Source organism: Methanoculleus sp. UBA303 (assembly GCA_002501655.1).
In the GTDB taxonomy this organism is placed as follows: Archaea; Halobacteriota; Methanomicrobia; order Methanomicrobiales; family Methanoculleaceae; genus Methanoculleus.
Genome location: DANY01000036.1, coordinates 12,901 through 27,155, shown reverse-complemented (window position 1 = coordinate 27,155; position 14,255 = coordinate 12,901). Strand labels below are relative to the sequence as shown.

Here is a 14,255-nt window from a genome sequence, read left to right as displayed (position 1 = left end):
TGTTGCGGGCAATTCCTCCCCCAACTTGCGCAGGGGGTCTCCTTGCCCGTTCGAGATGAAACAACATATCGTTGCAGAGTTACACGCCAGGTTAATCCATCCTGTAACTATCCTCTCCGTATCCCAAGCACATTATAATCCCTAAACCATAAAAATATTTTTGGGAACATACGCCTATTGCATTGCATTATCCCGGGCCCGGCAAGGAGCGGCCATGCACAACTGATATATATTAGTATCAGGGACTCTGGAGCTCCGAAGAACCGTACCAGGAGAGAAGACAGATGGTCCGGAAACCCGCGGCTGCGTCCTCGGGAGGCACGGGGAGACGCACAATCGGCTGTATATCCAGGGTACTCATCGTAATGCTGGTGCTCATCCCGGCAATAGCGGCTGCAGAGGCCCCGACGGTGATCGTCTCCAACTACACCGTCACCCCTGCCATCCTGATGCCTGGAGATGAAGGGACGATCACGGTGGTGCTCGCGAGCACAGCGTCCGCAGCCACGGGGTCAGCGCTCAACGTCCGGGTGGACACTGGCGCCGGAGGGGTGAACACCTCCCCGGCCACGCCGAGCAACGCCTACATCGAGAACGTGCTCCTGAACGGAAAAGGAGTCGAGGTCCTGACCGGGAGTTACCAGGATATCGGCGAGATCGGCCCCGGCCAGTCCTTCCCGCTCACGTTCCGAATCCGTGCTCCTGGGGAGGAGGGGATCTATTTCCCCGAGGTCTGGGTCAGGGTTCGGGACGCGGCCGGTGTACGGTACCCCATACCGGTGAACGTCAACTCAGCATACGCCCTGATCAAGAAACCCGCGCTCCGGGTGGAGAGGACCGTCCCGGCATCCGTCGACCCGGGCGACTCCTTCAACGTCACACTCACGCTCCAGAACGAGGGGCGGGCAAGCGCAAGCGACATATCCGTCAACGTCAACGCAACCTCCAGCGCGATCACCCCGAAGAACTCCGAGAACTACTATATCCCCGAACTCCCGCCGGGGGCGGAGTCGGTCCTGAACCTGACCTTCGAGACCGACACCAATGCGCCGCTCGGACTTGAGCCGGTCCTCGTCACCATCGACTACCAAAGTGCCGATCTCGCGGCGTTCCGGCAGGTGGCGACGATCGGCATCCCCATCGTCGGCCGCGCCGAGATGGGCATCGCCTCCATCAGGACCGAACCCTCACGGATCACCGCCGGAAGCCCTGTGGACCTGACGATCCGGATAGAGAACACCGGAACGGCGAATGCGAAGTCGGTCCGGGCAGCCATCGTCGGCCTCTCTTTACCCGGGACAAAAGAAGCGTTTCTCGGGACGATAGAACCCGGTAACGACGGTCCTGCCGTATTCAGCCTGCAGACCGGCCGGGAGGGAGAGTTTCCTTATACCCTCACCATCCTGTATACCGACGACTACGGAGAGCACGCAACCCAGCAGACCCTGAACCTGATTGTTGCAGAATCAAACTCGGTCCCGGCCCTGGTCATCGCGGCAGCCGTCCTCATCGTCGCCATCGTGGCCGTAGCACTCTGGTACCGGAGACGAAAGAGGGAGTGACCACCTTGTTCACAAGCCTCAGGGTCTCTGCGTTCCTGGCCTGGAAGTCCATTCAGCGGGGGAGCAAGGGGACGCTCGCCCTCACGATCATGATCATCGCCCTCATCTTCGTAAACCTGGTTTTCCTCCCCTCCATCATCTCCGGGGTCGTCGAGACCTTCAACACCCAGTCGATCGACTTTGACTTCGGCAACCTGGTCATCGAACCCCGGGAGGGCAGCCAGTACATCAGTGGCGTGACGAGCCTCCAGAAGACGGTCGAGCGGATCCCGGGGATCACCGGCACGTCACCCCGGATAGCCGCCGGGGCGACCTTCTTTTACAAGGGGCACAATGCCGCAAGCACACTCTACGGCATAACACCGGATGATGAGCGGTCGGTGACAAAGATCGCCGACTATATGACCGCAGGGGAGTTCCTCTCGAACGGGGATACCGACGCGATCATCCTGGGCACGACCCTCGCAGGGACGGAGGGGCAGGAGGCGGGCGGTCTCCCCTCGCTCCAGGGGGTTGCGGTCGGCGACTCCGTGGAGGTGACCTACCCGAACGGCGAGACGCGGACCTATCGGGTGAAGGGGATCTACCAGACCCAGTCCATCAGCGTCGATACGGCAGCCTTCGTCACCAGCCGTGAGATGAGCGGGGTGCTGGGGCTTCGCGACCAGGCGTCCATGATCCTGGTGAAGACTGCGGTTGACGGCAGAGAAGAGGAGTACAAGACAGAACTTCTCTCCTACGGCATTCAGGAGCAGATCCGGACATTCCGGGAGAAGGCGGGCGGGTTCGTCGACCAGGCGATCCAGAGTTTCAACATCATCAACACCATCTCTGCCCTGGTCAGCCTGATCATCGCTATCGTAGTGGTCTTCATCGTGATCTTCATCAACACCGTGAACCGGCGGCGGCAGATCGGGATCTTAAAGGCGATCGGTATCGACCAGCAGATTATCATCAACTCCTACGTCCTCCAGGTGCTCTTCATCACCGCCGTCGGGGCGCTGGCCGGGATGGCGTTAAACGCCGGGGTGACGACCTACCTGACCGCCTACCCGCTCGTCTTCCCCGGCGGCCCGGTCTACCCGGTCGTGGAGGTCTCGGCCATCCTCCAGAGTGTCGCAAGCCTCTTTGCGGTCTCGGTGGTAGCAGGCTACATCCCCGCATGGCAGATCGCACGGGAAGATATCCTTACCGCAATCAGGGGGTGAAGATGTGATTGTCGCAGAGAACCTCACCCGGATCTACACCATGGGCAGGGTGGAGGTCCACGCCCTCAGGGGTGTCTCGCTTGAAGTCGCAAAGGGAGAGTTTGTCGGGATTATGGGGGCGAGCGGCAGCGGTAAGTCAACACTCCTCCATATCCTCGGGCTCCTTGACCGGCCCACCTCCGGCAGGGTCACGATCGACGGGACCGACGTCCTCGGTCTCACCGACCACCGGCGGACCCTCTTTCGGCTGAACAGGCTCGGCTACGTCTTCCAGGACTATGCCCTCATCGGTGAACTCACCGCGCTCGAGAACGTCTACCTGACATCGCTCGTCAGGGGAGCTCCAAAGGAGGAATACCTTAAGAAGAGTGCCGGGATCCTCGAACGGGTGGGCCTTGCCGACCGGATGGACCACCGGCAGAGCGAACTCTCGGGGGGGGAGCAGCAACGGGTGGCGATTGCGCGGGCGCTCGTGAACAATCCGAGCATTCTGCTTGCCGACGAACCCTGCGCCAACCTGGACAGCCAGACGTCAAGGAGCATCCTCGACCTCTTCGCCCGCCTGAACGAGGATCTGGGCCAGACAATCCTGATGGTCTCGCACGAAGAGTGGCATAAGGAGTACTTCTGCCGGGTCGCCACCCTGCGGGACGGGCTGATCGGGGATATGGTGGAGTGCAGGAGGAGGAAGCCGCACCCGGGTGGGGAGGCGTAATTCCACTGACGGAGGGCCAGCCGCGCGTCGCGGAGGGCCGCACGGTGACTGTGCTGGAGCGACAGGGTGGGGCCGGGCCAGGTGCACCCGGCTGTACAGGCCGCGCCGGAGGGGTTACGGCAGAAAAAAGATGACGATATTTTTATAACATCCCCAGTATACAACTCCGGTCGGTGAGAGGGATGCAGAATGTCAAGACGTTCAGATGCAAAGACCTTGGCCTTGCGTGCGAGTTTGAGGAGAAGGCAGAGAGTGAGAATGAGTTGATGAAGCGGGTCGAAGGGCATATCCAGACCGCCCACCAGATGAACCTGGAGCAGCCGGAAGTGCAGGAGAAGATCCGCAAGGCAGTGAAGTGACGGGAGCGGCAGGCTCCCGGGCGCTCTTTTTTGACGATTCACCCTGGTCGTCCGGAGCCCCGCTACCGGGGAACAGCAGGTTCTTCAGTGATGCACGCCACCGGGACCGGTTGGTGCATCATATGCATTCACGGAGACACTCGCGTGAAGATGAGGCCGCCCGCAGGCTCTGGCAGCACCCCGAGTCCATCCTTGAGGGGATCGGGCTTGCTCCCGGAGGCACCTTCATCGATGTCGGGTGCGGGGACGGGTTCTTCGCACTCCCTGCAGCACGGATGGTCGGGCCGCACGGCCGCGTCTGCGGGATCGACATCGACGCCGAAGCGCTGGTCCTGCTGCAGGAGAAAGCGTTCAGCGAGGGGCTCGGCAACGTCGTCCTCCACCAGGGGATGGCCGAAGAGATCGTCCTCTGTGAGGGCTGTGCGGACGTCATCTTCTTTGGCATCGACCTCCACGACTTCGCCGACCCGATCCGGGTGCTCGCCAACGCAAAGAGGATGGCATCTCCTGCAGGCCTGATCGTCGACGTGGACTGGAAGAAGGAACCCCTCCCCATCGGCCCGCCGCCCGCAAAGAAGTTCAGCACGGAGCATGCGGCGTCGCTGATGGCAGAGGCGGGGCTCCGGGTTACGGCGATCGCAGAGTCAGGGCCGTACCACTACATCATCACGGCCATGCCGGGCCCCTAACCCTTGCCCGGCGAAAAAAGTGGGGTTTCGGGTTACTTCAGGTTCGCAATGCCATCGTAGTTGATGGCATTTACGAACGCATCGAGATCCTGCCTGGAACCATCCTCAACACTGATGTAGACCATGAACCGTTCATTCACGCCGACCCAGGTACCGTAGGAGGCAGGTTTGGTGAAGACCTCCCAGGCTGGGTAGCCACCGACCTTCTTCTGCTTGTAGTAGCCCTCGGTCGTCTCGAATGCGATGAACGAGTCCCATGACTCCCAGTAACCCACATCGTAGTAGGCCGAGTCCTGGATCAGGATCGTTGCCCTGGCATCGTCCTTGCTGTATTCCCGGGTTGCCCAGGTCCACTGACCGTCCTCGATCGTCCAGGAAGCTCCGGCAGGCTCGTCGGCAGTCCAGCCTGCGGGCGCGCCCGGCAGGAACGGTATCAGGGTCGCAAACGGAACCGCCGTTACGCTTCCTTTGGCAGCCCCGGAGACAGTGGTGCCAGCAGCAGGAGCCGTCGTGGCCGCAGGGGTGGCCGCAGTAGTCGCCTTCGGTGTGGTCGTATCTGATGAATCCGACGTGCAGCCTGCCGTCATGCAGAAGCAGATCCCGAGCACCACAACGAGCGCCGGGAAGATCAATTTCAGGGGGGAGGTTTTCACAATCATGCCCTCAGGGGAATCTAAATACCAGAAGAGTATTTATACGTTGCTATTCTCCGTTAATGACAGGCGAAACCGGCCAGAATACGTTTTAGGGCCTGTGTAGTCTTTCTCTTGAGCGGCGACCGATCTCTTCCGGAACGCTTGCGGTGGGATCCCCTGCGGCTGGTGCGGACCGGCCGGTTTAAGAAGGTATTTATGACATCTGGGCGACTTTACCATATGGTTCAGGTAAAGAACATCTACGGCATCCTGATTGCAGGATTCCTTGTATTGTGTATGCTCATGGCCGGTTGCACATCGCAGCCGACGGAACCGGTGAACGTGACCGAGACACCCACTCCGGTGGCGACCACACCTGCCGCGGTGACGACCACGACGACCACACCCGCCCCGGCGGAAGAGTTCGCCTTCAATGAGACAAACAACAATGAAACTGTCACCCTCCCGACCGGGAGCAAGATCATCATCAGCCTCGCCGAGAACCCGACGACCGGATACTCCTGGAACGTCACCTCAGCCCGCGGGCTCTCGTACGTGAACGACACGTTCTTCGAGCCGGAGACCGGGCTCGTGGGCGCCGGAGGCGTGCACGAATGGCAGTACCTCGCCGCCGAGAAAGGCACCGCCGAATTCTCTGCGATCTACAAGCGGTCCTGGGAGAACGTGACCGAAAACGAGACCACGTTCGCGATGGCGTTTACCATCGAGTAACTACCCTGTACGCTCTCCCCCGCACGTTTGCGGGGAGGGTGAACACTCCCCCACTTTTCAGCATCTTCCCGGCACGGCAGGGCATCCCCGGTCACCCCAGGAACTTCCGCCGGTGCGCGGCCGAGAGGATGAGCGATGTCAGTCTCCCGGTATCGTTATCGCGAAGCACCCGGGCGATCTCACCCGTGATCTCCGCATGCTCCTCGTCCGGCTCAACATCCGCGAGATCGGCCACCCGGGCCGCGAGTTCCCGGGGAACGAACCCGGTCTCCGTGTTGAGGAAGCGGGCGGCTGTCTTCAGATCCTCATCGAAGTTGACGTAGGTCTCCCTGACGAACCCGATATCTGCCTCGTCCAGCGCATCCAGGCCGAGGATCTCGGGAGGGAGCCCGACCGAGTAGAGGGCAGCGGTGAACTTGATCGCCCGCGGCAGGGTGATCCCACCGGTGCTCCGGGCATACCCGAAGAGGCCAATGTGCAGTTTCCGCTTCCGCCTCTCGGGAATATACCGGGCAACCCGGTTGATCAGGGGGGCAAGCGACCCAAGCCGTCGCTCGTATGCCCGTGTGTATCTCGCCATCAGGTCGAGCGCCGCCTTCTCATCGATAGGCCGGGCCCTGCCGGGCCTCCGCTCCTCCAGCTTACGAACCGCGTTCTGGACAACCTCAAGCGGGTGGTCGTACTTGAACGCCGACTGGACGGTGAACGTGTGGACGCTCGGGTACTCGGCGGTAACCCGGTCGACGGTCCCGGGAGAGAGGCCGCCCCTGAAAGGCGCCGAACCCACGCCTATGATTGGATATATCCGGGTCCCCGTCTCCTCCGAGACCTCCTGGAGGTGCTGGAGCGCGATCTTGTTCAGGAGGACTGCGCTGATGAGCCCGTAGTTCATCGCCGGGTCGGAACGGGCAAGGAAGACGCGCTGGTGGGCGATATCCTTGCCTTCGAGGTAGCGCCTGACCACGTTGTGCGCATCCAGCATGTGGTCCATCTCCTCAAAGAGCGGGATCACGTTGATCCTGTCCGGCCGGAACCTCCCGATCCAGTCCGCGATGGTCATGCCACCCTTGCCGAGGCTCCGTTCCTGTTTCCCGACGACGATATCGGTGTAATAGCGATAGATGTTGTCGATGGCGGTATGGGACGCCGTCATCGGGAGGATCACCTCGAATATCGGGGGACATTCGTCCCCGTAGAAGAGGCACGCCGTATCGAACGACCGCGGGATGCTTTCGAGCGTCTCGAGGAGTATCTTCGCCTCGGCCGTCTCGACCTCGGGGTTCGGGACCCGGAGCGTCAGGAAGACGTCCCGGCCGAGTTTCTTCTCCCGGAAGTAGGTGTCGTACCGGGTCAGCAGTTTCCGGACCACAAAGTTGTCGACCTCTTTCCCCTCGCAGTCCCACATCTGCTCACTACACCCCAGGTGGGAGTAGGCGTAGTACGCCTCCTGGACCTCGTCTTCCCCACCGAGCTCCGGACTCTCAGCGAAGAACGGCAGGTTGACGTTGTCAGGGTGCTGGGTGCTCATACATTGCGGTATCCGTACCATATCAGTTTACGCTCCATCGTATCAGGGACCGGGCCCCTCATGTCAACCATGAGACAGATCTATGGTTGACAAGAAAAGCCCTCCGATATACCCTCCCGCCGTCACCATCCGTACCCGAACCGCCTCCGGATCTCTGCCCCCGACCACGGGCCTCCGTGCGCCGCGTAGACTCGTTCCGGCCCGAAGGCGAGGAGTGCCCGGAGGCTCTTCCGTGCCGCCGCGGGGTCGCCTGTCCGGAAGGGGAGCCGGGGCCGCCCGCCTGGGAGCAGAGCAGAGAGGAGGTCACCGATGATGGCGGTGCCGCCGGCGATGAGGATCGAGACCGAGCCCGGGGTATGACCCGGTGTGGGGATGACCCTGCCCCGGACCCCGAAGGGCGCAAGGTCGGCGTTCCCCTCGACGATGATGTCAGGCTCAACACCGCCCGAACCGGGGGCACTCGCTCTCCCTGTTGCAAACCCTATAAGGCGCGGGATGATGCCGCCGGGAAAGAGCAGCCCGGTAAGCCCGAGGCGCATGACATCGGCGTCGGCAGAATGAACGGCTATCGGTGCATCGGTCAGTTCCCGGAGCATGTCGGCGCTCCCGTAGTGGCCTGGATGGCCGTGGGTGACGAGGATCAGGGAGAGATCGTCAGGCCTGATGCCGGCCTTCCTCATCGCAGCCAGGATGGTCGCCCCATCCCGGGGGTTGCCGGTGTCGATCAGCAGCACGCCCCGGTCCCTGACGATGAACGCGGTGGTCAGGCTGAGCGGCACAGGGATGACCGCCGGCAGGTAGCGATCAGCGACGCTCGCCGTCTTCTGTGCCGGAGCCCGGGTAGCCTGCCCGTTCCCCCTCCCGGCGGAGGCCTGCATGCCCAGATCAGCGGTCTTCATGGCATTCCTACCGTGAGATGCCCTCTCTCCACATCAATGATTCGGTCAGGGAGAAAGAGCGGGACCGGGGTGGAATTATAGCCGACGGGGAGGTCGTCAGAATCATCGGTATGCCCAACGACGATTGTTTCAAAGTTCGATGACCGGATACCCCGTGGAGTTATATCGCGCACCAGAGCAGGTTACCTTCGGCTAACACACCCGCCCGCCCGGGCAAAAATGAAGAGAGAGGGTATTCGGTTCTTGTTACGCCAGGTAATCTTCCGGCCGCGGGATCTGTTCCTTCAAGCCCTTGCGCTGCCGGATGCTCTTGACAACATCGCCCACGATGCCGGAGGGGATCAGCTCGAACCCGGCGAACTCGGTGTTCCACATCGCGCGGCCTTCCGTGGCCGACCGGACATCTCCGGCAAACCCGAAGAGTTCGGCGACCGGCGCCCTGCCGACGATCGTCATCGTATCGCCTTCGCTCAGCATATCGAAGACCTGGCCGCGCCGGCCCTGGATCTGCGAGGTTGCCGCACCCATCTGGTCGGTCGGGACCGTGATCTGGATCTTCTGGATAGGCTCGAGGAGCGAGTCGCCGCCCATCAGCAAGCCTGCCTTGACGGCGCTCCTGACCGCCGGGATGACCTGGGCGGGGCCGCGGTGGATAGCATCCTCGTGGAGTTTCACGTCCACCAGCCGGATCTTCAGGTTCTGGACCAGCTCGTCGGCGAGCGGGCCGCCGCGGAGCGCTTCACGCCAGCCATCGAGGACCAGTTCCATCGTCTCGTTCAGGTACTGGATACCCTTCGTCATATCGATGAACATGTTGGTGCCCTCGATCGCCTTGATGTTTTTAGCCTCATCCTTATCCATACCGGCGGCAACGAGGGCATCGCGCCGCTCCACCGCCTGCTGGTGCATCGAGATCTCGCCCTGCTGGATCAGCTTCACGATCTCCGAGTCCATCGGTTCGAGTTCAATGTAGAACCGGTTGTGGCGGTTTGGCGACTTCCCTTCGACCGGACCTGCCGCGCCCGTGATCGTCTCGCGGTAGACAACGATCGGCGGGGAAGTGAGGATATCGACGCCTTTGTCGCGCTTGATACGGCCGGTGATGATCTCGAGATGGAGTTCGCCCATGCCGCTGATCAGGTGCTCGCCGGTCTCCTCGTTGATCGAGACCTGCACCGTCGGGTCTTCCTTGGCCACCTGCCGGAGAACCTCGACGAGCTTCGGGAGATCCTTCATGCTCTTCGCCTCGACGGCGACAGTCATGACCGGCTCGGAGTAGTGCTTCAGCGACTCGAAGGGGACCATATCGACGAGCGTCGTGACTGTCGAGCCGACAATGGCGTCCTTTAACCCTGTCACGGCGGCAATGTTGCCGGCGGACAGTCCATCCACCTCAATCCGCTCGGCACCCATGAAGATGCCGACCTGGGCGAGGCGGTTTGAGCGCTTTGCCGAACCCATGATGTAGCATTCGGTGCCCCGGCGGAGCGTTCCCGAGAAGAGACGGCCGGTAGCGACCTCGCCCGCATGCGGGTCGAACGATATATCGGTGACCATCAGGCAGACGGGCCCGTTCGGGTCGCAATTGAGCATTGCCTTGCCCTCGGGAGTATTGTAGTCACCGTGCCAGATGATGTGGATACGCCGTTCCTGGGCCTGGAGAGGGTTCGGCAGGTGTTTAACCACCATATCGAGGAGTACGGCGTGCAAGGGGCTGTTTTGGGCGAGCCACTTCATGTCGCCGGTGTTGCACTTGTCATAGACGTCCTTGAACGAGACACCGCTCTTCTTCATGTAGGGAGCGGAGACGGCCCAGTTGTAGAGCGCAGAGCCGAAGGCGACGGTGCCCTTCGCGGCATCCAGTTTCCAGCCGGCGTTGTACATCTTCTCGTTCATGCCCTTGATCAACTTGTTGACCTTGTCGATCACCTTCGCGAGGCGGATCTGCATCTCCTGTTCGTCCACCTTCAGCTCGTTGATGAGCCGGTCCACCTTGTTGATGAAGAGAACCGGACGGACACCCTCCTTGAGCGCCTGCCGGAGTACCGTCTCCGTCTGGGGCATGGTTCCCTCGACGGCGTCAACTACGACGACGGCGCCGTCAACAGCACGCATAGCGCGGGTCACGTCACCGCCGAAGTCCACGTGGCCGGGGGTATCGATCATATTGATCAGGTACTCCTCGCCGCCATACTCGTGGACCATCGAGACGTTGCTTGCATCGATGGTGATGCCGCGTGCCTGTTCCTCCTCATCGGAGTCCATGAAGAGCTGCCTGCCGGCGAGTTCCTCGCTGATCATGCCTGCCCCTGCGAGCAGGTTGTCTGAAAGGGTTGTCTTTCCGTGATCGATGTGGGCGACGATACCGATGTTCCGGATGTGCTCCGGATTGTCCATCAGCTCAGTCACCCGCTCTACCATCTTCTTTCGTCTGGTCATAGATTACACCAAAAAAGTAATAGGGAGTTTTAACGGGCGGCCTTTGCGATACGTTCTCTCTCTTCTTTCTTCGAGACAGCGTAGGAGCGGGTGTCGCCGTTCGCGGCTGCGATCAGTTCCTCGGCGAGCGCCTCGCTTACGGTCTTCTTCTTCTTGTGGCTCGCCTGCAGGACACCGGCAGTGATGAACCGCAGGGCGATATCGACACGACGCTGGGGCGCGGTATCGACCGACTTCGGGACGTTGATACCACCGTACTTCAGCCGGACGGTCTCCTCACGGGGGCCGGTGTTCGCGACTGCGTCCACGAGCACCTGAACCGGATTCTTCTTGGTCTTCTTGTTGATGATCTCGAAGGATTCCCGGACGATGCGGATGGCGAGTTCCTTCTTGCCGGTGTTGTTCCCGCTCTGCATCAGTTTGTTGATCAGGCGCTCAACGATCAGCATGTTGCTCTTGTTGAACTGCTGGCCGACGAGCTTGCCGCAGGAGTGCGGCACGATCATTGTGTGCAGGTTCACGTAACGGGCAAGGCTCGGATCCTGGATCTCTACCTCGCTCACATCCCATCGGTTAAAGAGGAGCTGCTGGGCCTGAGTTCCCGACTCTACTTCAGCTTCTGCCATGCTACTTACCTCCGCGGCTTCTCCTTCCGCCCGGTGACCATTTCACGCAGGCTGACGTTGTTCACCTTGCTCACGACAAACCGGACACCGGGGATATCACCCATCGACCTGCCCAGCCTGCCGCCGATGCCCTCGATCTCGACCTCATCGTGCTCGTCGATGAAGTTGATGGCACCGTCGCCGACAGCGAACGCGGTCACCTGGCGACCGTTCTTGATCAGCTGTACACGGACGCACTTACGGATCGCAGAGTTCGGCTGCTTTGCCTCAACACCCACCTTCTCGAGAACAATCCCGCGTGCCTGCGGTGCTCCCTCAAGGGGGTCAGATTTTACATCGAGTCCGAGCTGACGCCGGGCGTAGACTGGATCGTGCCATCTGCGACCCTTGGCGTCGCGCTTCAATTTTCGGGCTGCAAATTTACCATTTCCCATCGAATACCCTCGTATCGGTTGAATTTGTGGATAGGAGCAACTCCTGGTGTGCTATAAAGCAACGCGCGTTACGGATTTATATATTGTGGAACCCGCTTGCGCGCCGATCTTTCGCCCTAGTTATTTGATCGGGAGCTGATATAATATTATATCCTGGCGGGCAACCTTCACTGATGAAAACCCGGATATACAAAGAGATCTTTTTCGAGGCGACCCACCGCCTGATCCACTATCGGGGGAAGTGTTTCCGGTTGCACGGCCACCAGTGGCGGGTAGAGGTCTGGGTCGAGGGGACGGCGGATGAGCGCACCGGGATCGTCCTCGACTACAACTGCATTAAAGAAGTCGTCGGTCGGTTCGACCACCAGGTGATCCTCAACGCAGATGATCCCATGGCGGCGAGCATCGAAGCGTTCCACCCGGTCGTCACCACCCCCGGCGACCCGACAAGCGAACTCCTCGCCGGACTGATCGCGGATCTGATCGATGCCGAAGCCGCGCTGCAGGGCCACGATGCCCGCGTGGCAAAGATTCGGGTCTGGGAGTCGACGACCTGTTACGCAGAGCGCACATATGATCGTCAGTGAGATATTCCGAAGCCTCCAGGGGGAAGGAAAAAGCCAGGGGCGGCCCTGCACCTTCATCCGGCTCGCCGGGTGCAACCTCCGGTGCGCCTGGTGCGACACCTCCTACGCCTGGGAAGGCGGGGAGAAGATGAGCGTCATAGAGGTCCTCGACAGGGTCTGGCTGCTCAATGGAAGGCAGATCTGCATCACCGGCGGGGAACCGCTCCTGCAGCGGGAGGAGGTCCTCGAGATCCTCAAGAAGTTCCGCCTTCACGGGTATACCGTCGAGATCGAGACGAACGGCACCCTGGATTTCCGGGATCTGCAGCCGTATGCCTCCATCTGCATGGACGTCAAGTGCCCCTCGTCAGGAGAGAGGAGCGATCTATCGCTCCTCCCCTTCATCACCCCCCGCGACTGCGTCAAGTTCGTGGTGGCGGACGACAGCGATCTCCTCTACGCCCGGGCAGTGATGACCCAATGCCAGATTCGGGGCGAGATCTTCATATCGCCGGTGGAGGGATCCGACTACCGCGCCATCGCGGACTACATCGTCAGGGAGAACCTCCCGGTGAGGCTCCAGGTACAGCTCCACAAGATCCTGGGAGTAAAATGATGAAAGCAGTCTGTCTTCTCTCGGGAGGCATGGACTCCACCACGCTCGCCTATGTAGCAAAGGATATGGGTTACGACATCATCGCGCTCCACTTCACCTACGGCCAGCGGACGGAGAAGAAGGAACGGGCATGTGCCCGGACCGTCGCCCGGATGCTCGACGCGCGAGAGTTCGTCGAGATCAGCCTCGAACACTTCAGGAAGATCGGGGCCTCGAGCCTGACGGACCCCGGGATCGCGGTCGAGGCGTATGCCGGAGAGCAGGAGGAGGTGCCGGCCACCTACGTTCCCTTCCGCAACGCGAACCTTCTCGCCATCGCGACCAGCCTCGCGGAAGCCCGGCGGGCGGAGGCGATCTTCATCGGGGTCCAGACCGGGGACTACCCGGGGTATCCCGACTGCCGGCCGGAGTTCATCGAAGCTTTCCAGCGGGTGGTCGACCTCGGCACGGCAGCAGAACCCCGGATAACGCTCATGACGCCCTTCGTCCGGATGACGAAGGCAGAGATTCTCCGGGTGGGCCTTCGCCTCAGGGTCCCTTACGAGCATACCTGGTCCTGCTACCAGAACAACGAACGGGCGTGCGGGGTCTGCTCCTCCTGCCACTATCGCAGGGAGGCGTTTGCGGCCATCGGAAGCCCGGACCCGATCGACTACGAGGAGTAACATGGAGGTCTACAGAGGCAAGCGGCTCACCATCGAGAAGAGAGAGGTCACCCTCTCAAACGGGGAGAAGAGGGAACGAGTGGTCGTCCACCCGGGCGGGGCGGTTGCGATCCTCCCGATCGAGGGGGACGACTGCTACCTCATCCGGCAGTACCGGTTCGCCATCGATGAATACATCTACGAAGCGCCGGCAGGCACCATCGACGAGGGCGAGGAGCCCCCCGAGACCGCCCGCCGGGAGCTGATCGAGGAGACCGGGATGAAGGCAGAGACATTCGCCGCGATGGGCTGGATATACTCCTCTCCCGGCTACACCGACGAGCGTATCTGGCTCTACCTCGCAGAGGGGCTCTCGCCGTGCTCCGACTACGGGATGGACGACGATGAAGTGATTGAGGTCGTCCGCGTTCCCATAGCGGACCTCGCGGCGATGATCGCAGACGGCACGATCGTCGACGCAAAGACGATCTGCCTCATCTGCCGGTGCCTGCAGTGAGGAGAGCGCGAGTGCGCCCGGCGCGAGGCGGGTGCAGAGAAGACCGGCAAATGTGCGCAGATTTATGCCCTCTCCAGAGAAACACA

Annotated in this window: 16 protein-coding genes; 10 read left to right on the top strand and 6 right to left on the bottom strand. The window is 61.3% G+C overall.

The genetic code is table 11. The annotated features are described in order from the left end of the window. Positions 1-284: 284 nt before the first annotated feature. The 5 genes from BP846_RS09185 (at position 285) to BP846_RS09165 (ending at position 4,533) form a co-directional block, all read left to right on the top strand. On the top strand, positions 285-1,562 hold the full coding sequence (locus tag BP846_RS09185) for a COG1361 S-layer family protein (RefSeq protein ID WP_292394648.1): 1,278 nt from the start codon (positions 285-287) through the stop codon (positions 1,560-1,562). Further along, complete coding sequence (locus tag BP846_RS09180; protein WP_292394646.1) at positions 1,559-2,770, top strand: ABC transporter permease; 1,212 nt, start codon at positions 1,559-1,561, stop codon at positions 2,768-2,770. Before BP846_RS09185 ends, BP846_RS09180 begins: the two co-directional genes overlap by 4 nt. Positions 2,771-2,774: 4 nt before the next feature. Beyond that, positions 2,775-3,485, top strand: coding sequence for an ABC transporter ATP-binding protein (locus tag BP846_RS09175; RefSeq protein ID WP_292394644.1), 711 nt, complete (start codon positions 2,775-2,777; stop codon positions 3,483-3,485). 182 nt (positions 3,486-3,667) lie between these two features. Next, the gene (locus tag BP846_RS09170; protein ID WP_292394652.1) at positions 3,668-3,844 is read left to right on the top strand and encodes a DUF1059 domain-containing protein; all 177 of its coding nucleotides are present in this window, start codon (positions 3,668-3,670) and stop codon (positions 3,842-3,844) included. Positions 3,845-3,966: 122 nt separating this feature from the next. Then, complete coding sequence (locus BP846_RS09165; RefSeq protein ID WP_292394642.1) at positions 3,967-4,533, top strand: class I SAM-dependent methyltransferase; 567 nt, start codon at positions 3,967-3,969, stop codon at positions 4,531-4,533. A 32-nt stretch (positions 4,534-4,565) separates the two neighbouring features. Here BP846_RS09165 and BP846_RS09160 read toward each other — a convergent pair whose 3' ends face one another. After that, positions 4,566-5,192 (bottom strand): hypothetical protein, encoded by a 627-nt coding sequence (locus BP846_RS09160; protein ID WP_292394641.1) that lies wholly within the window; start codon positions 5,190-5,192, stop codon positions 4,566-4,568. Positions 5,193-5,408: 216 nt separating this feature from the next. Between BP846_RS09160 and BP846_RS09155 the strand changes: the two genes are divergently transcribed. Then, a complete protein-coding gene (locus BP846_RS09155) occupies positions 5,409-5,900 on the top strand; it encodes a protease inhibitor I42 family protein (protein WP_292394639.1) in 492 nt (163 codons plus the stop codon). A gap of 91 nt (positions 5,901-5,991) precedes the next feature. Here the strand turns inward: BP846_RS09155 and ppcA are convergent, their stop codons facing one another. The 5 genes from ppcA to BP846_RS09130 all read right to left on the bottom strand — a co-directional run bounded on the left by ppcA (position 5,992) and on the right by BP846_RS09130 (position 11,826). After that, complete coding sequence (ppcA, locus tag BP846_RS09150; protein ID WP_292394637.1) at positions 5,992-7,428, bottom strand: phosphoenolpyruvate carboxylase; 1,437 nt, start codon at positions 7,426-7,428, stop codon at positions 5,992-5,994. A gap of 122 nt (positions 7,429-7,550) precedes the next feature. Continuing rightward, complete coding sequence (locus tag BP846_RS09145) at positions 7,551-8,327, bottom strand: MBL fold metallo-hydrolase (RefSeq protein ID WP_292394634.1); 777 nt, start codon at positions 8,325-8,327, stop codon at positions 7,551-7,553. Between the two features lie 246 nt (positions 8,328-8,573). Continuing rightward, positions 8,574-10,766 (bottom strand): elongation factor EF-2, encoded by a 2,193-nt coding sequence (locus tag BP846_RS09140; protein ID WP_292394632.1) that lies wholly within the window; start codon positions 10,764-10,766, stop codon positions 8,574-8,576. A gap of 29 nt (positions 10,767-10,795) precedes the next feature. Then, positions 10,796-11,392: a 30S ribosomal protein S7 gene (locus BP846_RS09135; protein WP_292394630.1), complete on the bottom strand. Its 597-nt coding sequence runs from the start codon at positions 11,390-11,392 to the stop codon at positions 10,796-10,798. Positions 11,393-11,397: 5 nt separating this feature from the next. Next, a complete protein-coding gene (locus tag BP846_RS09130; RefSeq protein WP_292394628.1) occupies positions 11,398-11,826 on the bottom strand; it encodes a 30S ribosomal protein S12 in 429 nt (142 codons plus the stop codon). A 173-nt stretch (positions 11,827-11,999) separates the two neighbouring features. Between BP846_RS09130 and BP846_RS09125 the strand changes: the two genes are divergently transcribed. The 4 genes from BP846_RS09125 to BP846_RS09110 are packed head-to-tail and all read left to right on the top strand — an operon-like array spanning position 12,000 to position 14,169. Continuing rightward, a complete protein-coding gene (locus BP846_RS09125) occupies positions 12,000-12,413 on the top strand; it encodes a 6-carboxytetrahydropterin synthase (RefSeq protein WP_292394626.1) in 414 nt (137 codons plus the stop codon). Continuing rightward, the gene (locus tag BP846_RS09120; protein WP_292394624.1) at positions 12,400-13,008 is read left to right on the top strand and encodes a 7-carboxy-7-deazaguanine synthase QueE; all 609 of its coding nucleotides are present in this window, start codon (positions 12,400-12,402) and stop codon (positions 13,006-13,008) included. Before BP846_RS09125 ends, BP846_RS09120 begins: the two co-directional genes overlap by 14 nt. Beyond that, a complete protein-coding gene (queC, locus tag BP846_RS09115) occupies positions 13,008-13,673 on the top strand; it encodes a 7-cyano-7-deazaguanine synthase QueC (RefSeq protein WP_292394650.1) in 666 nt (221 codons plus the stop codon). The genes BP846_RS09120 and queC overlap by 1 nt, the downstream gene beginning before the upstream one ends. Position 13,674: 1 nt before the next feature. After that, positions 13,675-14,169 (top strand): NUDIX hydrolase, encoded by a 495-nt coding sequence (locus BP846_RS09110; RefSeq protein WP_292394623.1) that lies wholly within the window; start codon positions 13,675-13,677, stop codon positions 14,167-14,169. Positions 14,170-14,255 lie beyond the last annotated feature (86 nt).